The sequence below is a fragment of the Paenibacillus hemerocallicola genome, assembly GCF_006265175.1.
GTDB classification, from domain to species: Bacteria; Bacillota; Bacilli; order Paenibacillales; family NBRC-103111; genus Paenibacillus_AB; species Paenibacillus_AB hemerocallicola.
The window spans coordinates 1-23,709 of sequence record NZ_VDCQ01000008.1 but is presented as its reverse complement, the minus strand read 5'-3'; the positions used below and the strand labels follow the sequence as shown (position 1 = coordinate 23,709).

The window sequence follows — 23,709 nt, the reverse complement described above, 5'->3', positions numbered from 1 at the left end:
CCATGAGAGAAAAAGCTTAGCGGCATAATTAAGCTTTATGGGGAAGCTCCGGAAGCATGTGGAAGCATATCGCTATCTGATCGGTGAGGTTGGTGAAGTTTTGATGCAGGAAAATACGGCATCGCTGGTAGAACATCTGACCGAGCTCCGCAAACGGCTGATTTGGGTCGTCGCCATTTTAGTGCTGGCCATGATCGGCGGCTTCTTCGCGGCCAAACCGATTATCCTTTATTTGATGCATACGGAGCCGGCTTCAAGCATCGTTACTTTGAATACGTTCTCACCGTGGGATGCTATTCGATTGTACATGCAGTTTTCCTTTGCCATCGGTCTGGTGGTGACATTGCCGTTCGCCTTGACGCAAATATGGCTGTTCGTGAAGCCGGGCTTGATGGAGCATGAGCAGAAAGCGACGCTCCGCTATATTCCGGGAGCCGTCTTCCTGTTCCTGCTCGGGCTTTCATTCGCTTATTTCATCATTTTCCCGATGGCGTTTTATTTTACATCGAATGTGACCCAGAGCTTGAGCTTGACCGAGACGTACGGAGCCGCGCAATATTTTACGTTCATGTTCAACATCTTGCTGCCGATGGCGATTTTGTTCGAGCTTCCGGTCGTCGTCATGTTTTTGACGAAGCTGAGAATTCTTAATCCGGCCCGTCTGAAGAAGCTGCGCCGCTATGCCTATCTGCTATTAATTGTGATAGCAACGATAGTAACCCCACCGGATTTCATATCCGACATTCTTGTCGCCATCCCGATGATCGTTTTGTACGAGATCAGCATCATGCTGTCCGCCAGAGTGTACAAAGATCAGCAGGAGCGGGACAAGCAGTGGCTCGAAGAAACGGAGGGCGCCTGAAGAGTTTGCCCGGAAACCAAGGTCTGCGTCGACTCGAACGCGGACCTTTTTTGTCGAAAGATCGCGATGCCGGTTGCCTCCGCATAGAACCGTGTCGAATGGGGACAATAGGCAAGGTGTGGAAAAAACGGCATTGATTAAAATTTTGAAAAAAGCATCAAAAATACTTGCAAAGCGGAATCGAAATGTTTAAGATAAGAATTGTCGTTAGCACTAACAGCGAGCGAGTGCTAACAAACCCTCTATACACCAAATCACTTTATCAAAGGAGGCAGTTTTCTCATGATCAAACCGTTGGGCGATCGCGTAGTTCTTGAACCTATTGCCAAGGAGGAGACTACGGCTAGCGGCATCGTCTTGCCGGATACGGCAAAAGAAAAGCCGCAAGAAGGCAAAATCGTTGCTGTAGGCAGCGGCCACGTGAAAGACGGACAACGCATCGCGCTGGAAGTAAAAGAAGGCGACCGCGTTCTGTTCTCCAAATATGCCGGAACCGAAGTGAAATTCGAGGGCAAAGAACTGCTCATTTTGCGCGAAAGCGACATCCTGGCCGTCCTGTCGTAAGAAATTCCGTTTTCTTTACGATGGCCGGACGACCGGTAACCTATACTTAGGCAAGTTTTGGCAGTCCCATAGGATTTACGAAAAAACAAATTCGGGAGGTATCCGATAAATGGCGAAGGACATTAAATTCAGTGAAGACGCTCGCAGAGCGATGCTCCGTGGGGTCGACGCTTTGGCGAATGCGGTAAAAGTAACGCTCGGACCGAAAGGCCGCAACGTAGTACTCGAGAAGAAATTCGGAAGCCCGCTCATCACGAATGACGGCGTAACGATTGCCAAAGAAATCGAGCTCGAAGACGCATTCGAGAACATGGGCGCTCAGCTCGTGAAAGAAGTAGCTACGAAAACGAACGACGTAGCCGGCGACGGCACGACGACCGCTACCGTTTTGGCTCAAGCGATGATTCGCGAAGGCTTGAAAAACGTAACGGCCGGCGCTAACCCGATGGTAATCCGCAAGGGCATCGAGAAAGCCGTAAAAGCAGCCGTAGAAGAGCTGCAAAAAATCGCCAAGCCGATCGAAGGCAAACAATCGATCGCACAAGTTGCCGCCATCTCCGCAGCCGACGAAGAGCTCGGCCAATTGATCGCCGAAGCGATGGAGAAAGTGGGCAACGACGGCGTAGTAACCGTTGAAGAATCCAAAGGCTTCGTAACCGAGCTGGAAGTCGTAGAAGGCATGCAGTTCGATCGCGGCTACCTGTCCGCTTACATGGTCAACGATACGGACAAAATGGAAGCCGTTCTGGACAATCCGTACATCTTGATCACCGACAAGAAAATCTCCAGCATCCAAGAGATTTTGCCGGTACTCGAGAAAGTCGTTCAATCCGGACGCCAGCTGCTGATCATCGCAGAAGACGTAGACGGCGAAGCGTTGGCTACTCTCGTACTCAACAAGCTGCGCGGCACGTTCACTTGCGTTGCCGTTAAAGCTCCTGGCTTTGGCGACCGCCGCAAAGCTATGCTTGGCGACATCGCGGCTCTTACGGGCGGCCAAGTGATTACCGAAGAGCTCGGCCTCGAACTGAAATCGACTACCGTCGAAGCTTTGGGCAGCGCGCGTCAAGTTCGCATCTCCAAAGAAAACACGATCGTCGTAGACGGCGCAGGCGACAAGAAAGACATCGGCACGCGCATTACGCAAATCCGCGCTCAATTGGAAGAAACAACTTCCGATTTCGACAAAGAGAAGCTGCAAGAGCGTCTGGCCAAACTGGCCGGCGGCGTAGCGGTCATCAAAGTCGGCGCTGCGACGGAAACCGAATTGAAAGAGCGCAAGCTGCGCATCGAAGACGCCCTGAACTCCACGCGTGCTGCTGTGGAAGAAGGCATCGTATCCGGTGGCGGTACGGCACTCGTGAACGTATATGGCGCAGTATCGGCCGTTAACGCAACAGGCGACGAGCAAACGGGCGTCAACATCGTGCTCCGCGCTCTGGAAGAGCCGATCCGCATTATCTCGACGAACGCAGGCCAAGAAGGCTCCGTCATCGTAGAGCGCATCAAAAAAGAAGAAGCCGGCATCGGCTACAACGCGGCAACCGGCGAATGGGTCAACATGTTCCAAGCGGGCATCGTAGACCCTACCAAGGTAACCCGTTCGGCTCTGCAAAACGCGGCATCCGTAGCGGCCATGTTCCTGACGACCGAAGCGGTCATCGCCGACAAACCGGAAAAAGACAAAGGTCCTGCTATGCCTGACATGGGCGGCATGGGTGGCATGGGCGGCATGATGTAAGTTTTGCCGTAGCTTACAAAAAAGGCATCTCTGGATTCGAGAGAATTTCGAGATGCCTTTTTTTACTATTTCAAAAACTGTGAGCTTATAACGATTTGCCATGCCTCTGCAGTTCGCTAGATGGCAACCAAAGATGAGGAACCGGGTATGGAGAAGTCAATTATCATACTCAGCACGAAATTACACATTCCGCACTCGCGGCGCGAAATGATTGTGGATCGTCCGAAGCTCATGGAGGAATTGAATCCTCGATCCACGATTCGATAGCCTGCATGCTTGAATATTTACCTTGCATATATATCTTTTCGTAGCCAGCCGATTCGAATTGCCGTTTTCTACGGCGAGGTTGCAGGCTAAAGGCCATATGCATGTAATCAACTTGTAGGACTTGCGGTTTCAGCTCGATGAGGGAATCCTCTATTTTAAGGACTGTATGAATTGCCTATCACCAGTGACGATGCGACCATGCTCGTTAGTCGCACGGAAGGCTGGGTGGAGCGGGCTGCATCTCGCCGCTCTTTCTCTGAAACGAAGCGAAGATCCGTCAGTTTTTAATCGCAACTTCAGTGGTCATCACCTGGATATTGCCCGATATTTGCTGGAAGAGCTTCTTAAGAGACAGTCCGATGAGTAAGCGACTGCTTGTTGCAAACTTCGATATTAGGTCGTATGAACGGTTCGCTCTCCGAAGCAATTACAGGTTGCAGGAACGGTCAGAAGCAACTGGTGCGGCAAAAAAAAGCATCTCGGCACATTGAAGTTAAATCGGTCGTTGCTTCGCGATGGATCGGCATGTTGCCGGATCGGATCTTGGAGCGAGGCCCGGGATTCTATCCAGGATAAATTGTCTGATCCGGATTGGAAGCGGTGGGCCAGCCCAATCTTTTTGTACCATAGGCAGCACAGTTTTATCCGCAAATCGTTACCCGTTTCTTTGCTCTATGTCAAGAAGCTTGCTGCAACTTATGAATGCCCGTGGGGACGTTGCTTTGTTGTCGCCACCTTTATTGATAGAGCTGGAAATTAAGATATTGCGGATGGTCGAAGAGGGATTAATCAACAGGCAAATTGCCGAAAGGATTAAGGTAACCGGCGAGACGTGAAGATGAATATGAAACTATATACAGGAAGCTTGAATTGAACAGCAGAATGCAGACGCTGAAGCGAGGGAAGAAGCTGTAACTTCTGTAACAGAATATGGGTGGCGTTCCATAATGAGCATCGGCTACGGCTGTATACCAGCCTCATACCTCCCCATACGGGGAGTGGTTTTTTTGTCGAAATAGTCGTAAAGTAGGAATGGGGAGGAGTAAAAAATGATTCTATGAGTGTACGGAATCTCTTTTTAGTCTGATTCCTTGTGCATGGGAAAATATTAGTGTCCTTACTGAATTTATAGGTGTTTTTATACTTACCAACCTTGTATAGATGTAGTATAATAGCTTCAGACTGGTTGAAGAAAAACCTACATAAATCGAGGAGTTGCAACAATGATAGACATTCATTCGCATATTCTTCCCGGGTTGGACGACGGTTCCCGCGATCTGGAGGAGTCGCTCGCCATGGCCAAGGAAGCGGTGCGCGAAGGAATCGATACTATTGTAGCTACGCCTCATCACGCCAATGGGAAGTATTGGAACGACTCGACTCAGGTTCGCAGCGCCGTCAGCTTGTTTAGAGAGGCGCTTGAGAAGCATAATATTCCTCTTGATGTTCTCGAAGGCCAAGAAATACGCGTCTATCAGGAACTGTTGGAGGATATTCAGTCGGGCTCGTCGATTATGCTAGCAGGCTCCTCATACATATTGCTAGAGTTTCCGTCATCCAGAATCCCCGATACAATCGAAGATGTAATGCATGAACTGAGATTGCTGGGAATTACCCCCGTCATCGCTCATCCGGAACGGAATGCGGAGATCGCCCAGTGCCCGGACAAGCTCCTCCGACTGATTCAGCTCGGGGCGCTCAGCCAAGTTACGTCGCATTCTATTAACGGTCTGTTCGGCAAGTCTATTCAAGAGTGCGCCGTGAATCTATGCAGACGGAATTTGGTGCATTTTGTCTCGTCCGACGCTCACAATATGTCAAACAGGGCATTCGGTCTCGGAGCCGCTTATGACGCTGCCGCCGGACTATTGGGACATGAGTATGTTACATATTATCAAGCGAATGCGGAGTCTCTGATTCGATCTCAGTCGATCGAAATATGGGAGCCTTCTTCGTCTAAATCTAGAAAATGGTATCAGTTCTGGAAGTGAATGTAGACAAAGCTTTTCAGGGCGTGTTAAACTTTACCAGTCATGGTTTTATTATTATTTTACTATACACTACTATACGAAAACTATTCAGAGGTGAAACGATGAAGAAGAAACTATTAACCACATCCATTGCAACCACTCTTGTCCTGGGCAGCATCGCGGGCTTGCCGCTTTCTACGAACGGCGTAGCCCAGAAGCTTGGGATCACTGGAGTAGCCCATGCAAGCGCTTTGGATGACTCTGGAATTACCGCAAGAATGAAGGCGATTTATGGTCAGCTATCGGATGATGAGAAGGGTGCGATTAGTGCGGCGCGTACCAAGCTTCGGGAGCAATCGAGTGCGGTTGAAACTGTGATTCGCGATGAGATTTGGAGCAAGATTCAAACTAAAATTACCGAAAAGGGTGGAACGTACCCGGCACTCACCGAGACAAACGTGGTGAACTTGTTCAAAGCTGCGGTCTTCCCTTACGACGAGAACTTCGCCGGATTGGCCGGTGCAATTGCCGATACAACTAACCGGTCCGTCATGAGCGACTTGGCTAAACTCGCGGGCGTTACGACCTCCAATAATGACTTGGCAGATGCCAAGGCGTTTGGTGAAGCGGTGGAAGCCGAGTTGGAAACGTATTTTAAAGCTAATTCCAACACATTGGTGGCTCTTTATCTCAATAATAATATAGACGGTGTTAAGAGTGCATTGGGAACCGTTATCGGAAATGTGATCGCAAAATCGGATTTGAAGGTTAGTCAGGCGTTGTCCGGTTTGGGCATTGACGGAACGACCATTGTTAATGCATATGGAAAAGTAAACGATATAGTGGATGTGAACAATGCTGCACTCAAAGCTTTGACATCGGCATATGCCAGAACAAAGACGACTTTCGCGCAGACGGCTGTATCCGGTAATTGGAGAATTGTCACGCCGTCCCTGAAAGTATTCGATTTTACAAGCGCTGGCATTCCTCTAACTTGGACGATTGCTCAAAATAGTGAGGTCAGTGTCGTAGACAATAAGTTTAAACTTTCCGATTATATCGGGTATTCGTTTTCCAAGAGTTATGAAGTTACAGCTTCCTTAAATAATAACGTTTTATTTAAAGGACCGGTCACGCTTTCGTATACGGCGCCTAATACTGGAAATCCTGTAATGGGCGGCGGAGGCGGCGGAGGTGGCACGCAACCTGGAATCAAAGCTCCTGACCAAGTTAAAGCTGAGCAGAAACTGTCGGAGGTTTCCGGCAAGCTCGGAGATTTGTTAAAGAACAACCAAGGCAACGGCCTTGCGCAAGCAACCGATGCAATCGAACAGGCTATTCGCGAAGCTGCAAGGGTTGACGCCTCGAGCAGCGTGAAGGTTGAAGGCGGAGTTGCCAAAGCAACGCTTGATGCATCTAAGTTTGAAGATGCATTTAAAGCAATTGGCAATATTGCCAAAAAGGCAAAAGAAGCATTGGAGAAAAATGCCCCAGGAGCGTCTGTACCAAAGGTTATAGCAACTTTGGACTTGGGGACTGTTGATGCCAAGACAGCCGAAATTCCGTTGTCGAAGGAATTGATCGATAAAGCAAAGGCAAATGGCATCGATGTACTTGCCGTTAAGATCAACGGCGTTACATTGGCTATCGACCTGAGCCAGTTGGGATCTAACACGACCATTACGATTAAGAGCTCTGCAAGCACTCTTCCGAATGCGGCTTCCGAACAGTTTGATCTGACCTTCACTACGGCTAATGGGGAAATCAAAACGTTCAACGAACCAGTGGAAGTCAGACTGCCGGTGAAAGACGTAACGGGCAAAGATACAGAGTTGCTTGTATTCTCAAAGGTAGAAGATAACGGATCGTTGACTCCTAAGGGCGGCGAATACAACGGAGAGACCAAAGAGTTTGTCGTAATGAACAAATCGTTCTCCAAGTATGTCATCGTCGAAAACAAAATCTCCTTCGGTGACGTAGCTTCGGTAAAAGATTGGGCTGGCCGCCAAATTCAAGTCGCCGCTGCGAAAGGCATACTCGATGGTCGTGCAGCGAATCAATTCGTACCGAACGATAGTGTCACTCGTGCGGAATTTGCCAAGATGATAGTCAAGACATTTGGTCTGGAAGACGCTTCGGCGAAAGAAAGCTTCGGAGACGTGCTCGATACTGACTGGTTCCAGCCATACGTTGCGGCAGCGGTTAAAGCAGGAATCGTAAACGGTCGCTCGGATACCAGCTTCGAGCCGAATGCAACCGTAACCCGCGCGGAGATGGCTACGATGGCATCGCGTGCATTGAACAAAATTCTTGAGTATAAGCCAATTGCGACTGTAGAAGTTGCTCTGAAAGGATTCACGGATTCCGGTAGCATCCACTCGACGCTGCAAGATGGTGTAGCACTGGCCGCGGAGCAAGGTATCGTAGTCGGAGAAGAGAACAACAAATTCAATCCGAATGCAGATTCGACTCGTGCGCAAGCAGCCGTCGTCATTTATCGTTTACTAAATAAATAAACTACATGACCCCCGGTGCAATCCTCCTCTCTATCCCAACGGGAGGGGGATTGTATCTTTTCTGTTGGGCTACCCGCATTTTGAACTGTGGACGGAGGAGAATTAATGGAATTGGATCTTAGGGGTTACGTGAAGATCATTAAGAAAAGAATATGGCTTCTCCTGGCCATCGTGCTTTTCTCCAGCGTAGCTTCGGGAGTAGTCAGCTTCTTTTTCTTGACCCCTATCTATGAAGCATCAACGAAATTGATCGTGAATAAACCGGCTGAAGCCGTGGGACAACAGCTTAACATAAATGATGTCACCTTTAATATTCAGGTCATCAATACGTACAAAGAAGTAATTAAAACCCACTATATCATGGGGATTGTAGCAGCCGAATATCCTCAGTTCGGACTGACATCTAGTGAGTTGATTGAAAAAGTCAAGGTCAGCTCGGTCAATAATACCCAAGTTATGACACTGGTGGCGCAGGATAAAGATTATGTAAAGGCTGCAAACATCGTAAACGCGGTATCCAAAGTATTTCAACGAGAAATTCCTAAGGTCATGAAGGTCGATAACGTATCCATTCTAAATGAAGCATCTGTAAATGTTCAGCCAGCTCCGGTTAAGCCTAACCCGGTACTTAATGTAGCAATCAGTTTTGTCGTATCCATGATGGCTGCCGTAGGCTTGATCCTCTTGCTTGAATATTTAGACGATACGATCCGCACGGAAGCTGACGTTGAACAGTATCTCGGACTTCCTACCTTGTCAGCCATCATGAAGATCAAGGACGAGGATTTGGCCAAAAGTTCGCGAAAGACCGAAAGTATTGCTAAAGTGGGGGACAAAAAACATGTCAATGCAACAACCAGCAACTAATAAGCGCCCCATTATTACGGATGTCAATCCCAAATCGCCAATTTCGGAAGCGTACCGTACCCTCAGAACCAATATTGATTTTTCGGCTGTCGATGAACAGTTGCAAGTTATTATGTTGACTTCAGCGGGACCCGGGGAGGGGAAATCGACAACAGCGACGAATATGGCGGTAACGTATGCACAGTCGGAGAAGAAAGTGCTCATTATGGATGCCGACCTTCGTAAGCCGACTATGCATCATACCTTTTCCATTTCGAATAGGCGGGGCTTAACGAACATGCTGACTGGACAAGCCTCGCTGGACGAGGTTATATCTGAGTCGCACATCCCAAATTTGCATGTTATGCCTTCCGGCCCCATTCCTCCTAATCCGTCTGAAATGCTGTCGTCAAAGAGATTGGTTGCGCTACTTGATGAATTGAGACAAAAGTACGATTTGATTGTCATCGATACTCCGCCAACACTAGCCGTAACAGATGCGCAGATTATCGCTTCACGGTGCGATGGAGTTGTGCTAGTCCTTAATTCCGGAGAGGTCAAGCGTGAAATGGCGATGAAGGCGAAGGCGAATCTGGATCATGTGAAGGCGAGAATTCTCGGCGTTGTACTGAATAATATCGATCGTAAGAATGGCGAAGCCTATTATTACTATTATTACGGCGAGTCGAAGGCATAAATTCATAAACACCTATTAATACTAGGGCTTTTGGGGGATGCGGCATGCTTCAATCACGTCGGAAAATGCTCCTTATCTTGTTGGATATCGCGATAGTAGCGGTATCGATTTATACATCGTATTATATTCGATTCGATGGGAGCATTACGTTCGAGTACAGTAGACAGGTATGGAGCTATATGGCGATTTCTGCATGTTTAGGTACGATTTGTGCGGTGGTTTTTAAGCTTTACAACAGAATATGGCAGTATGCCAGCGTTGGAGAAATCGTCTCGATACTTAAGGCTGTGACTGTGGCTTGCACCGCATCCTATTTGCTTACTTGGGGTATAAGTGGAAAGACTGTTCCACTTTCCGTTGTATTGCGGACTTATGAAACAATTCTGCTCCTTATGGGTGGATCCCGGTTCATGTGGAGAATGATTCGGGACAATTATTACAAGAAGAAGGAACACCAGGGACGTGCGATGATCATCGGCGCAGGGGATTGCGGTAGTTTCATTGCGAAGGAATTGAAACATAACCCGGCTTCGACGCTTTACCCGGTAGCGTTTATCGACGACAATCCTTTTAAGATCAAACAACAAATATATGGGATTCCTGTTGTTGGCGGTAGAGAAAAAATACTTGAAGCTATAGAGGAGCATAAAATTACAGAAATTATTTTAGCTATCCCTTCAGTTCCGCAAGAGGAAGTTTCCAAAATAATAGACATATGTAAGCGGACAGAGGTGCAACTGAAGATTATTCCGAGGCTGGATGATGTGATTCATGGGAAGGTCACATTGAATGAAATTCGTAACGTAGAAGTAGAGGATCTGTTGGGGAGAGATCCTGTTCGTGTCGATCTTCAAGGGATCGCTGATTATGTTTCGAATAAAGTCGTGTTGATTACTGGGGCTGGCGGCTCGATCGGATCCGAACTATGCAGACAAATTGCCCCGTATCAGCCAGAGAAGCTTCTGCTTCTTGGTCATGGAGAGAATAGCATTTATAACATCGAAAACGAACTCAGGAGGACGTATCCTAAGGTTAAGATAGAGAGCATTATCGCGGACGTGCAGGATAAGGCAAGAATATATAAAGTATTCGAGGAATTTCAGCCCAAAGTAGTCTTTCATGCGGCAGCCCATAAGCATGTCCCATTAATGGAGAAGAATCCTTCAGAGGCTATTAAAAATAACGTATTTGGTACTCGAAATGTTGCAGATGCCGCCGATCTTTACGGAGCAGAACGTTTTGTCCTCATATCGACCGACAAGGCCGTCAATCCGACAAGCATTATGGGAGCTACCAAGAGAATAGCCGAGATGTACATCCAGAGCTTGGGGCGCAGCAGTAGGACTAAATTTGCCGCAGTCCGTTTCGGTAATGTATTAGGCAGCAGGGGCAGTGTAATCCCGTTCTTTAAAGAACAAATCGCACGTGGTGGTCCTGTCACGGTAACCCATCCGGAGATGATTCGGTACTTTATGACGATTCCGGAAGCATCGCAGCTGGTAATTCAAGCTGGCGCTTACGCTCAGGGAGGGGAAGTATTCATCCTCGATATGGGAAAACCGGTCAAAATAATGGATTTGGCACGTGATCTAATCAGACTCTCAGGACTCAGACCGGAAATGGATATCAAGATAGAATACACTGGTATTCGACCGGGTGAAAAGCTTTACGAGGAACTTCTGACAGATGAAGAGGGCTTGACTAGCACATTACATAATCGAATATTTATCGGGAAACCAACGAATATTAGTCGGGCGGACATCGAGATGGAGATTAGAAGGTTAGAGAAGGTGCTCGGGGAGAACGGGGAAATAATCAAGGATGTGGTTAAGCATGTTGTCCCCGGATTTGTAAATGTTTCTTGAAATAAGATGCCACCTAAAAAGGTGGTCTTTTGATAATTTGATAGTTAAGAGAAATCTTTTTGATTCAAGAATTACATAAGGAGTCTCGACCAAACTGTGGGATTACTTACATGCAAACAAAGCGATGCTCAAAGGGATTTTCCGACCGTAGATAACCGACGATTTAATACATAGTAGGAAAAATACTTCCGGAGTTGAAAATATTATTCTCACGGTGGCTTTAACAAAACCTTTTGAAAAAGGATAAGTTGGATCTCTTAAATGAGGTGCAGAAGCCTCCAAAATGGCGATCTGTCAAATGGAGTGAAAGGTCTAGGACATATATCTGGATTTTCAATTAGTATCAGCCATATTTGAGTGTCGTTGGGTGATAATATCATACAAATGGACAAACTTTGTTTAAAACAGATGATAGAACACATTGATATCGGTAAAGGGGAGCAGATATCGGTGTAAAACGGAGGTATTTAGACGATGTATATAGCTATCAAATATTAGATGTAAAAAAAAGACGAGTGAGTATGAGTTGCGAAATAAATGAATTAATCATCGGCTAAAGCCGGTATAAGGTTTATGCAGCAACTCTTTTCCTTCGCGTTTATCTACCGCCTTTATTTTTCTAATTTTATTTCGGAGTGATTCTTATTGAACATAGGATGCGTAGAAAGTAGGAGACAAGAAAATCATTTATTTATTAAAATAAATCTCCTAAAGAATGGTTTATGGGTATTGTGAGTTTTGAAGGAAAGAGAGATGGAAAGCTATAAAGATTGAACTTAAGTAATTTATTTCCAACCCATCGAAATCGACGGTGAGTAGAATGGAATATACAGAAGCATTTACAAGTATGGAAGTAATGATGAAGCAAGAGAAAAATCGGCGAATATTCGAGCGCTATCAGACGATTTATTTGTATTTGAAAGGCATAAATGTACGACAAGTCTCTGAGATCATTGGTCGAACAGAACGAACCGCTTACAAGTATATTCGTGCCTATCGCGAAGCTGGAGTAGCCGGGCTACAAAGGATCTATTATACTGGGGCCCCCGAGCGACTGACAAAGAAGCAGCAGGAGAAACTTAAACAAACCATCGTGACCTCTGTTCGGCGTGAAGTTGGTTTACTGCCAAATACAGCTGGACTTTGTCTCTAATCGGCGAATTCATCACGCGAGAGTTCGGAACGTGGTATTTCGAAAATGGCACACCGGCTTGGATTGAGTTAGACCAAGTTACGTATATCCTTGCTGCGGCAAATGAACTCAAGCGGAAGCAGTCTGTCGAAGTGACCTTTCCTGATTTGAAAAAAGATTAATGAACGAGCAGATCTCCCATCTGCTATTTGTAGATGCATCGATGATCCGCGATTACCAAGCACTTCAGCATATGTGGTTTCTGAAAGTCAAGCAACGAATCATTGAGAACAGGTAAACATCGCGGCATTAAATTGCTGGTCACGCTGAATTATACTACTGGCCACATCCTTTGGAAGGAGGACGACAACTATACGGCCGAAACGTTTTTTGTCTTTCTTAAAACGGTCGTTGAAGCGTATCCGCAAGGAAAGAGCTTGATCGTGCTTGATAATGCTCGCATCCATTTTGCTAAGCTGCCCCATCCTTTTTTGGAACATCATCGGGAGCGCCTTAGCCCGAAAACCTACTGGAAGGACTTTGGAATTTGTTTGAAGGCTGATGTCGTTAACAATGTTTTTTATCATACTATCGCTGAGATTCGCACGAAGGTTACAGCTTTTATGCAACACGTAGCTCTCGACACGCAATGGATCATTGATCGTCTTTGTCTTCGTTTGGAAAGCGGTAAACTAACTGAATATTTTTTGTTCAACTTATATAACAAAAAAAGAAAAAACATTTTGGGGGTAGAAAAAGGTGTCGATTGAGAGCATATCCCCGAATACTGGACAATATAGGATAAAAGGTGAGTTATCATGCGAACCAAAACCTGGAACATATCCAATGAATCTTGAGAAAGTCAAGATGAAATTCCAAAACAGGAACGAAATCCAGACCGGACCTAACAGAGAAAGCCGGGTGGCTGAAGGAAGCCAAAACAACAAAAGCGAGGGAAAATTACAATGCTTAAAGCTGAATACAGAAATATCCCTTTTTCTCCTCCGGATATTACAGATGTTGAGATTGAAGAAGTTGTAAAAGCAATGAAGTCCGGCTGGATTACAACCGGACCAAAAACAAAAGAGTTTGAACAAAGAATAGCTGATTATGTTGGTACAACTAGGGCAGTTTGCTTAAATTCTGCAACAGCAGCAATGGAACTCACACTTCGCATTTTAGGAGTAGGACCTGGTGATGAAGTTATTACTTCGGCATATACATATACAGCATCTGCTTCGATTATAGATCATGTTGGAGCAAAAATTGTACTCGTTGATACAGCACTAGATTCATTCGAGATGGATTATTTAAAACTGGCTGATGCAATTACTGAGAAGACCAAAGCGATTATCCCTGTTGATATAGCAGGAAAGATGTGTGATTATGATACCATATACAAAATAATAGAGAGCAAGAAAAAGCTGTTTAAGGCTAATAACCAACTTCAATGGTTATTTAATAGAGTAATTGTAATGACTGATGCGGCACACGCTTTCGGGGCTGAGAGGAATGGAATGAAGTGTGGGCAAGTTGGAGATTTTACTTGTTTCTCATTTCATGCAGTAAAGAATCTGACAACTGCTGAAGGTGGTGCAGTCGTTTGGCGAAATGATCTAGGTTTAGATAATGACTGGCTTTATAAGCAATTTATGTTATACAGCCTTCATGGTCAGACTAAGGATGCATTGGCAAAAACAAAAAATGGTGCATGGGAGTATGACATTGTTTATCCCGCTTACAAGTGCAATATGACCGACATCATGGCCGGATTCGGTTTAATACAACTTAATAGGTATGACGATTTGTTGAAGAAACGTAAAGAAATTATTGAAATGTATGATAAAGCTCTTTCGCCATTGGGAATTCAAAGTTTGCAGCATTATGGAGAAAACTTTACTTCCTCTGGTCATCTTTACTTAGCGAGGATACCAGGTATTGGTGAAACAGAGAGAAATAAAATAATTGTTAAAATGGCTGCGGCAGGTATTGCGTGTAACGTCCACTATAAACCGTTACCTATGTTTACGGCATATAAGAATTTAGGATTTGATATCAATGATTATCTTAATGCTTATAAGCAGTATTTTAATGAGATTACATTGCCACTCCATACTTTGTTGAGTTTTGAGGATGTGGAGTATGTGAGTGAGAGTTTCAAAAAGATTTTAAGCGAAGTTAAGTGCTGATTTTCAACTGAGGTGACAGAATGTATAAGAACTTCTTTAAAAGAGTATTTGATGTATTATTAGCAGTAATAGCATTGCCATTTTGGTTTATTATTTTAACTATTCTTGGTCCGATTATATACTTTCAAGACAAAGGATCAATTTTTTATAATGCTCCACGGCTTGGGAAGAATGGAAAGGTATTTACAATGTATAAATTTCGTTCTATGAAAACAAATGCCCCCGACCTGAGAAATGAAGATGGTTCAACTTTTAACGCTGAAGATGATCCTAGATTAACTAAAATAGGTAAATTTATTCGTAAAACAAGTTTAGACGAGACACCACAACTGTTAAATATTATAAAAAGCGATATGAGTATTATCGGTCCTAGACCTGACCTCCCAGAACATCTCCAACATTATGAGCAAAATGAACAGCGAAAGCTTGAGATTAGACCAGGTGTTACTGGGTATAATCAAGCATACTTTAGGAACACCATACCCTGGAAAGAAAGAATCCAAAATGATATTTACTACATTGACCACCTATCTTGGTGGTTTGACATTAAAATATTCTTTAAAACAGTTGTATCCGTTTTGAAGCGTGAAGATGTTTTTGTAACTGGTAAAAGTAATGAAACTAATAAAATACAGAAAAGGAATGTATAGATAGGGGTATTTATGAAAGAGAATAGTAAAGAAAAAGCAGTGACATTCCAAGACTTGAAATGGGATACGGATTTTTTTGGTGTTACTAGTGCTAAAGCCGTTTTGCATAGGGCACTTACATTAAGTGAATGGGATGAATTGAGAAATAGATTAAGAGATTACCAATTTATTTCAATCGAAAATAGAAATTCAGAACCCGTTAATGCACAGTTAATAGGTAAAGGTACTACGGCTTTTTTGGCAGATGTGAATATTCAGTTTGTGAAGAAATTAAAATTTGTTCATGAAGTGCCAAGAAATATCACTATTCATCAATCGCTAGAGAAAAATAATCTAATCACAGAATTGGCAGATTTTCAGTTTTCGAAATTTACAGAGGATCTTGAATTAGCTAAACGTGGCGGTGATCAGGTATACCGTCATTGGATAATAAATTCTTTTGATAATCCGGATAAGTTTTATGCTCTATCTAGGGATGACAATAATGAGATAAATGGTTTTCTGTTACACTCTTATGATGGTGATACCTGTGTAATAGAGCTAATAGCAGTAGCACAAGCAGTAACTAAAAATGGTGTCGGTACAAGCTTATTTAAAGCAGTTGAAAATGCAACATATCTACGTGGCTTCAGTGAAATAAGAGTCGGAACACAAGTGCGGAATATGAGTGCAATCAACTTTTATCATAAAGTTGGTTGTAAACAGGCAGGGTGCCATCAAGTATATCATTACTGGGTTGAAAATGATGACGGGTAAGTTTGTTCATAATTTAATGGGGGTTGCTAGATATGAAGACAGTGTGGTTAGTTAATCCATATGGTCCAATTGAAGGGGAAAATTGGAGAGCATATAGTTTTAATCAATTTGGAAAGTTTCTTTCAAATCAAGGTTTTAAAGTTGTTTGGTGGACATCTAACTTTGCACACCATTTCAAAGAATTTAGATCTGAAGGGTCGAAAGACATTACTGTAAATGATAATTTCATTATTAGACTTGTTCAAACAACTTCATATAAGAAGAATTTTAGTTTTGGGAGATTCAGGAAAGATATAGTTTTTGCAAAGAATGCATACAAAGAATTTAAGGTGGGTAGGCGCCCAGATATTATAATTAGCGCAGATAATCCACTAACAATGAAATATCCGTCATTTAAGTTTGCTAAAGATCATAATATACCTATTATTTATGATCAAATGGATTTATGGCCAGAATTTATTGAGAATGTAGCCGGAAATGGCATGAGTAAATTATTGCATATTTTATTTAAACCTGTTTATAAACAGCGAAAGAAAAACTATCAGCAATTGGATGGCGTTATTGCTTTGGGGAAAAATTATTTAGAAAAGGCAAAAGAAATAGAACAATCATTAGAAAATAAACCTCAAGCATTAATTTACAATGGAATAGATGTAATGAAGTTTCGCGAAAAACTTGTAAATAGTATTAAAATCGGAAGTATTCCACAAAAAGGAGAAAAGGACATTTGGTGTGTTTTTGCAGGAACATTAGGACCATCTTATGATATTGAAACTATTATTAAATGTGCAAAGCGTTTATCTAAAGACGGAAATAATCATGTAAGATTTATAGTTGCCGGGAGTGGTCCTTTAGAAGATATAGTGGTGAGAGCTGATAGTGAATTAATAAATTTTAACTACATTGGAAAACTCCTTCCGGATGAACTAATTCCTATATACGGCAAATGTGATATTGGACTTGCTACATATAGTTCTATGTCAAATGTAGATATGCCAGACAAGTTCTATGATTATACAGCTGCCGGACTTGCTATAATAAATTCTCTCAATGGAGAAATTTTTGAACATATCGAAGAACAAAAGATTGGTTACAATTACCTCCCAGGTAATTTGGATGATTTTTATAGGGTAATACAAAATCTGTCTGATGAAGAACAATTAGGACAATGTAAAAAAAGATCGTTTGAGTTAGCTATAAAATTTGATGAAAATATACAAAATGAAAAATTGCTGAAACTTATAAATTTAATAACCAAATAGGAAAATGTATTCTCGTGACAGTTAAGTTTTTTGAAATCTAGAATGGGTGGTACAAAGAAAGTTTTCTACTTTTAGAGATCAAGCGGAGTCTTAGGTTTTTGGGGCTTCACACCGATGGGTCTTATATTATTTCTGTTTTACGCCCTAATGCTCTATCAGTCTAATATTGAAATAATATCTATGATAATAGTGATTCAAAATGATGTAATGATGATGAAGAATAATGAGACTATATAAATTGAACTCATGAACTCACTACCGACCAAACCGGGTAATAGATAGAGAAAGCACCGGAAAGGCGGGTTGAACAATGACACATCAATAAGAAATATCCATGATACAGAGAGCCATGCGAGAAAACCATAACACACGACTATACGAACGTTATTTGGCCGTCCGACTTCACTTGGAGGGACGGACGTTTACGGCTATCGCAGACATATTAGGGCGCACGTATCAAACCGTCAGCACGTATTGGCAAGACTACCAAGAGAGCGGGATCGCCGGTCTTGAACTGGATCATGCACCAGGAGGACCCAAGAAGTTGAGCGAGGAACAAGAACAAACCCTTGCGGACACCATCCCCATAAACGTCCTGTAGATGTCAGATTCGAAGCCCGACATACCTGGACCTTGAAGCTCATCGCCAGTTGGATCGAAAGCGAGTTTGGTCAGACCTATTCCGAACGCGGCGTTTCCAAGCTGCTCGAACGCTTGGGATTCAGTTATACCATTAGCTAAGGCCGATACCGACGAACAAGCGCAATTTCGTAATGAGACGCTGCCAGGCTTGAAAGAACAGCTTGCGAACGGGAGCATTCAACACCTCTTGTTTGAGGACGAGTCTATGATTCGCGCTTATCTGGCCCTGCAGTATAACTGGTTCTTAACAGGATAACAACGCAAGATTCGAACGTATGGCCGGTATGAAGGCGCCAAACTATTTGCAGCCATCAACTATGAAACGGGTTTCGTCACGCACCGCGAAGAGGAAACGTACGACACGGCGGCGTTTGAACGCTTCCTAACGATATCTTGAAACAATACCCGGATGGGAACATTGTCATGGTGTTGGATAACTACCGCATTCACCACGCCGAAAAGCTACAATCGTTTTTGAAAAAGAACCCACGCCTTCAATTGGTTTTTCTACCCAAGTATAGCCCGGAGCTCAATCCGGTTGAAGGGCTGTGGAAATGGCTAAAACGTGATGTGGTCAACAATGTTTTCTTCAGCAAGTTTTACCACATCCGTACACACGTCGCTGCTTTCATGAAACGAATCAATCGACATCCATTGGAGGTTATTGATCGTCTCCTCACTTGGGTATGACATTCTTCAGTTCATCTTATATATGTTTTAAGAGGAGTAATTATATGATCAATGTCAAAGTAATAAATAAAGCAAGAGGTTTTTGGATAAACCTATTCGATTACAATTTTGAAACAATCAGATTTCATTATAAATCAAGTGAATTATTTGAGGTATCAAGTAAAACTAGATTTATAATTAACAAAGTTATTAATTATAGAGTATTTGATTTTATAGGTTTATTTCTTAGAAAAAAAGTTAAAGGAAGTAATCGAAGTGATGTTTATTTTAGTTATAATAGATTTTTAAAGTCGGATAAGCCGTATTTCATTGGGTTAGAAAATCCAACAGCGTTGGTCCATTATAGTGACACAAGAATGACAACTTTCATTAGTAAACTTCGGTTAAAAAGATGCCTCGGTGATTTGAATCTAAAAGGGGTAATTTGCCTATCAAAAGCTTGTTACACTACAATAGGAAATTACTATGATCTTCCCAAGACACTCAATATATATCAAATATATCCATTTGTTCAAGAAAGTGACATAAACGAAGATCAAATATCTAAGAAAAGCAAAAATAATGTATTGGAATGTTTGTATGTTTCTTCAAATTTCGAACTAAAAGGAGGAGATGATATTCTTGAAGCTTTTGGGGAACTTAAAAGATATGGGTATACAAATGTGCATTTAACAATTATAACTAAGCTAGATGGCTTGACCCAGAAGCAGCAAAATATTATTAAAAATAATAGTAATATATTAAGTTATGATTTTACATTCTCAAAAAATGAATTATATGAATTCTATAAGAAGGCAAATGTTTTATTAAATCCTACGAGAATGGATAGTTTCTCTCTAGTTACATTGGAAGCGATGAAGAATGGATGTACAATAATTGGCACTGATATCTATGCCATAAAAGAAATGGTAGAGGATGGTGTCAATGGTTTTTTAACAGAACCACGATACAAATATTGGAATAGTGAAAATATGGTAGATCATTATATTAAAATGCATTCTGATAAGACATTTAATTCAAAGTATATTGATGAAAATATTATTCAATTTTTATATAACAAAATTGTTTTTTTATATAATGATAGAAAGGTTCTTGAGGAGTTTTCAATAAATGCATTTAAAAAATCAACAACAGGCGAATTTGCAAATAAAAATATTGCACTAAAATGGGAAAAAATTATTAATCAAATAGGAGTTTAAAATGATAGGAATAGTAATATTGAATTTTAATAACTGGGATGAGACATATAAATGTATCCTGAGTATTTTTAGTGGCGAGCCTTCTTTGAATTACCATATATATTTAGTTGATAATTCTTCAAGTGTTCCGATTTCAGATGAATTGCGCCAAATGTTGGATCATCCCAAAATTACTTTCTTACTGGCAGAAAGTAACAAGGGATATTCTGCTGGTAATAATATTGGTATTAAGAGAGCCTTGGATGACCAATGTGAGGAAATATTAATTACTAATAATGATATTATTTTTATGACGGATAGTATTTCAAATCTAAAGCAGTATCTTCAAGCCAATGAAAATGTGGGTATTGTTGGACCAAAAGTATATTTACCGGATAAATCAGTACAAGTGATCAACTACGGTATTAAAATGGGCAAGAAAGAAAAATATATGTACTTTCTAAAAAATACACCACTTAGATTTGTAGTGAAAAACTTTGTTAAAAGGTTTAACGTTTTGGATAATGATTTGTCAGAACCATTTAAGGTATATGCTGTATCTGGGTGTTGTTTTATGATTAGTAAACAATGTGCGAGAAAAATAACTCCATTTGATGAAGGTACTTTTTTATTTGAGGAAGAAAATATCCTTGGATTCAAGATGGAGAAATTAGGTTATGAAACAGTTTATTGTACTTATAGTGAAGTAATTCATGCACATGGTCAAAGTACTAAAAACATGAAGGCTTTTTCATATTCTTGTTTTGTGGAAAGTGAGTTATATTATTTCAAGAAATATCTTAATAGTACTATAGTACAATATGTTCCTTTATATATAATTAGAACCTTTAAATTTTTATTATATTGTTTTATCGAAGAAGATTACCGGCAAAATATTTCGCTATATTTTACTAAGACTCTCAGGATGTTAAAAAGGAGACGGTGATATAGAGGGGGATTATTAAAGTGTGAGTTAAAAAAATGTTTTTGAAGGGTCAAAGTTATATTCACATATTGCCATTTGTGGGAGATACAGAAAATATGCAATATTTAATAGCCAGCCTATTAGGAATCATCGGTTTAACTATAAAAAAATCAAAAGTAGTATTTGGTGTTTTATTCATCTTTATGTGGATTTTATTTGGCTGGAATACGGGGAATGCCGATTACTTTGGTTATGAGCAAACATATTATTCTCTTGAATCATATAATGGATTTAATGTTTATTTCGCAGAATATGAAATTGGGTACCGTTTTGTTTACAAGTTGGCTCATGCTTTTGGGATGAATTATAATACATTTCTCATAGTATATTCATTAATTGGGCTTATGCTTATTAGTAATACGATACTTAAATATTCTGCCAAGCCGAGTTATGTAATGGCTTTATATTTAATATATCCATTTTTAATGGATATTGTACAAATTCGTAATTTTATGTCTATGGCGATAATAATATTTGCCGCACGTTATTTATTTTCCTCAAGGAAAGGGGATCTATTCCGCTATGTATTATTTGTTTTATTAGCTGCATCATTTCAAGTCGTTGGTTTATTCTATTTGATATTATTACTTGCCAAAGTGAGAGCTCGGATTAAACTTGTTAAATGGATTAGTTTAATTACAATTTTTTTAGTATTGTTTCTTATTTTACTGATGAGCGGTATTGCAATACCAATATTAGGAGGTATGGCTTACCTTGGTACTAAGACAAGTATTACAACACAGATAGGATATTTATTTTATTTTATAATTGGCTTTCTTCTTGTACGCTTTTCTTATAAGAAAGTGAGGACCTTGGAAGATTCAAGCAGTAGCGGAAAACATGTAGTTGATTATTCTAAAATGAACATGGCGAACATTATTTTGAATATAAATATAATAATACTTTGTGTATATCCTTTAGTGTTCTTTTCAACAGAATTTATGAGGCTATATAGAAATATACTTCTACTTAACTATATACTATTTTCTCATATAGTAGTGTCTGGGTTTGCAAGTCGGTTAAATATGACGGTTTTTAAGATTACAACGATTATTTTTGTTGTTTTATCCGAGTGGTTATTTGCTTACTATGCTAGTAAAGATATTGTTTTCTATCCGATTTTTGAGAAAAATAAGATATTTGATTTACTTGGGCTTTAGAATAGTCTTATTATCCTTCAGAAGAAATTTATAAAGGGTCTAATCGCTACTTATGGAGTTGATCTTGTCTGTCATCCATTTATTGGTAAAATATTTGAATTGATCTGTTAAGTTAACATAGAGAAACGGATCAAAAAATGATGCTTCGATAACAAATTAATCAAAAAGTCGTTAATAGTAAAGTTAACAATAAGTATGGATTTGGAGAATTTTAATGGAAGAAAAAAGGGTTACTAAATTAATTAACAATATGATTTACGCTTTTACAGCACAAGGAATTTCGTTTGTTCTCAGTATCATAATGTCACTAGTCATACCCAAATTATTGGGTGTTGAAGAGTATAGCTATTGGCAGCTCTTCATTTTTTATTCGAGTTATATTGGCTTCTTGCATTTTGGTCTCAATGATGGGATTTATTTGCGTATTGGCGGTGTTGAATATGAGAAGCTTAATCATAGGTCTATTGGATCTCAGTTTTGGCTCATTTTTATATTTCATTGTATGCTTGCCCTCATTGTTATAGTATGTAGTTCGGTATTTGTGAACGATTGGAATCGACGTGTTGTATATATATCTACTGCAATTTCTCTTCCTCTTTCGAATGCGATTGGATTCATTGGGTTTATATTTCAAGCGGTTAATAAAACGAAGATTTTCTCGACAACCGTTATTATAGATAAATTATGGTTTATCGCAGTTGTTATTGTACTTATAATATTAAATTCTGACAGTTTTATCTGGTTTATTATATTCTCAATAATTGGGAACTTATTCGCTTTACTATATTGTTTATTGAACGGGCACAAGTTTATTTTTATTAAAATAGAATCCATTAAACAGACTTTGAAAGAGATGACTATCAATGTATCTGTTGGTATAAGTTTAATGTTTTCAAATATAGCTAGTTTACTTATTCTTGGTATTGGTCGATTTATTGTAGATAAAAAATGGGGGATAGAAGTTTTTGGGAAATTCTCGTTTTCATTGACATTAGCTACTTTCTTGCTTGCTTTTATTGCCCAAGTAAGTATGGTTTTATTTCCAGCACTTCGTCAGACAGATGAAGTACAGCAGAAAAAGTTCTTTTTGATGTCTCGCGATTTATTGGGAATTGTATTAGCTGGATTTCTTCTTGCCTATATGCCCATGAATTATTTATTGGGAATATGGTTGCCACAGTATAAAGAGAGTTTACAATATTTAATTCTATTACTTCCGTTATGTATTTATGAAGGGAAAATGAACATGCTCTGTAGTACATATTTTAAAGTTCTTCGTAAGGAAAAACTACTCTTGAAAATTAACCTTATTTCTTTATTGCTAAGTGTAATGCTTAGCATAATAGGAGGGTATCTATTTAATAGTATTTATGCTCTTATAATTTTAATTGTATTTGCAGTGGCTTTGAGGAGTATTATTTCTGAGTATTGCTTGTCAAAAATGTTGGGGGGGGGGGGATTGAAAAGCACAGTGGCGGAATCGTTACTAGTGATTATATTTATGTCGAGTACATGGTTTGTTGGGCCGTTTGGAGGATTTATACTGTATTTACTATCTTTCTGTACATATTTGATACTCTCTAGAAAGAAACTAGAGGGTGTAATGGTTCAAACAAGAAAATACTTTTCAAAACGAACTTCATCCCAAATTTAGGAAGTTCGTTTTTCTGAAAAATATGAATAGTACTCCAAATCTTTATAATGCTCCCATAGGTTGAGACACGGGAGGTTAAAAAA

At 40.8% G+C, this 23,709-nt stretch carries 18 protein-coding genes and 1 pseudogene; all 19 read left to right on the top strand.

Going from position 1 to position 23,709, the window contains the following annotated elements:
* Positions 1–103 precede the first annotated feature (103 nt).
* The 19 genes and pseudogenes from tatC (at position 104) to FE784_RS07625 (ending at position 23,626) form a co-directional block, all read left to right on the top strand.
* Positions 104–862 carry a twin-arginine translocase subunit TatC gene (gene tatC, locus FE784_RS07715; RefSeq protein WP_139601695.1) on the top strand — a complete coding sequence of 253 codons (759 nt, stop codon included), beginning with the start codon at positions 104–106 and terminating at the stop codon, positions 860–862.
* A 282-nt stretch (positions 863–1,144) separates the two neighbouring features.
* A complete protein-coding gene (gene groES, locus FE784_RS07710; protein ID WP_139601569.1) occupies positions 1,145–1,426 on the top strand; it encodes a co-chaperone GroES in 282 nt (93 codons plus the stop codon).
* Positions 1,427–1,535: 109 nt separating this feature from the next.
* Positions 1,536–3,167 (top strand): chaperonin GroEL, encoded by a 1,632-nt coding sequence (groL, locus tag FE784_RS07705; RefSeq protein ID WP_139601568.1) that lies wholly within the window; start codon positions 1,536–1,538, stop codon positions 3,165–3,167.
* A gap of 1,490 nt (positions 3,168–4,657) precedes the next feature.
* Positions 4,658–5,425, top strand: coding sequence for a tyrosine-protein phosphatase (locus FE784_RS07700; RefSeq protein WP_139601567.1), 768 nt, complete (start codon positions 4,658–4,660; stop codon positions 5,423–5,425).
* 101 nt (positions 5,426–5,526) lie between these two features.
* Entirely contained in the window at positions 5,527–7,920 is a 2,394-nt protein-coding gene (locus FE784_RS07695; protein ID WP_176706036.1) for an S-layer homology domain-containing protein, read from the top strand.
* A gap of 105 nt (positions 7,921–8,025) precedes the next feature.
* Entirely contained in the window at positions 8,026–8,787 is a 762-nt protein-coding gene (locus FE784_RS07690; RefSeq protein ID WP_176706035.1) for a YveK family protein, read from the top strand.
* Complete coding sequence (locus FE784_RS07685) at positions 8,762–9,463, top strand: CpsD/CapB family tyrosine-protein kinase (RefSeq protein ID WP_139601565.1); 702 nt, start codon at positions 8,762–8,764, stop codon at positions 9,461–9,463. The genes FE784_RS07690 and FE784_RS07685 overlap by 26 nt, the downstream gene beginning before the upstream one ends.
* A 44-nt stretch (positions 9,464–9,507) precedes the next feature.
* Entirely contained in the window at positions 9,508–11,328 is a 1,821-nt protein-coding gene (locus tag FE784_RS07680; RefSeq protein ID WP_139601564.1) for a polysaccharide biosynthesis protein, read from the top strand.
* An 847-nt stretch (positions 11,329–12,175) separates the two neighbouring features.
* Positions 12,176–12,481 carry a helix-turn-helix domain-containing protein gene (locus tag FE784_RS07675; RefSeq protein WP_176706034.1) on the top strand — a complete coding sequence of 102 codons (306 nt, stop codon included), beginning with the start codon at positions 12,176–12,178 and terminating at the stop codon, positions 12,479–12,481.
* A 263-nt stretch (positions 12,482–12,744) separates the two neighbouring features.
* Positions 12,745–13,230: a transposase gene (locus FE784_RS07670; protein WP_139601562.1), complete on the top strand. Its 486-nt coding sequence runs from the start codon at positions 12,745–12,747 to the stop codon at positions 13,228–13,230.
* Between the two features lie 195 nt (positions 13,231–13,425).
* On the top strand, positions 13,426–14,649 hold the full coding sequence (locus tag FE784_RS07665) for a DegT/DnrJ/EryC1/StrS family aminotransferase (protein WP_139601561.1): 1,224 nt from the start codon (positions 13,426–13,428) through the stop codon (positions 14,647–14,649).
* A gap of 20 nt (positions 14,650–14,669) precedes the next feature.
* Positions 14,670–15,299 carry a sugar transferase gene (locus FE784_RS07660; protein WP_139601560.1) on the top strand — a complete coding sequence of 210 codons (630 nt, stop codon included), beginning with the start codon at positions 14,670–14,672 and terminating at the stop codon, positions 15,297–15,299.
* A 12-nt stretch (positions 15,300–15,311) separates the two neighbouring features.
* A complete protein-coding gene (locus tag FE784_RS07655) occupies positions 15,312–16,055 on the top strand; it encodes a GNAT family N-acetyltransferase (protein WP_139601559.1) in 744 nt (247 codons plus the stop codon).
* A 32-nt stretch (positions 16,056–16,087) separates the two neighbouring features.
* Positions 16,088–17,317 carry a glycosyltransferase family 4 protein gene (locus FE784_RS07650; protein ID WP_139601558.1) on the top strand — a complete coding sequence of 410 codons (1,230 nt, stop codon included), beginning with the start codon at positions 16,088–16,090 and terminating at the stop codon, positions 17,315–17,317.
* A 334-nt stretch (positions 17,318–17,651) separates the two neighbouring features.
* Positions 17,652–18,649 (top strand): annotated as a pseudogene (locus FE784_RS07645) (IS630 family transposase).
* 44 nt (positions 18,650–18,693) lie between these two features.
* Positions 18,694–19,848, top strand: coding sequence for a glycosyltransferase family 4 protein (locus FE784_RS07640; RefSeq protein ID WP_176706033.1), 1,155 nt, complete (start codon positions 18,694–18,696; stop codon positions 19,846–19,848).
* Position 19,849: 1 nt separating this feature from the next.
* Positions 19,850–20,773 carry a glycosyltransferase gene (locus tag FE784_RS07635; protein ID WP_139601556.1) on the top strand — a complete coding sequence of 308 codons (924 nt, stop codon included), beginning with the start codon at positions 19,850–19,852 and terminating at the stop codon, positions 20,771–20,773.
* A gap of 95 nt (positions 20,774–20,868) precedes the next feature.
* Positions 20,869–21,972 carry an EpsG family protein gene (locus FE784_RS07630; protein ID WP_176706032.1) on the top strand — a complete coding sequence of 368 codons (1,104 nt, stop codon included), beginning with the start codon at positions 20,869–20,871 and terminating at the stop codon, positions 21,970–21,972.
* 214 nt (positions 21,973–22,186) lie between these two features.
* Positions 22,187–23,626, top strand: a complete 1,440-nt coding sequence (locus FE784_RS07625; protein ID WP_139601554.1) for a lipopolysaccharide biosynthesis protein — start codon at positions 22,187–22,189, stop codon at positions 23,624–23,626.
* Positions 23,627–23,709 lie beyond the last annotated feature (83 nt).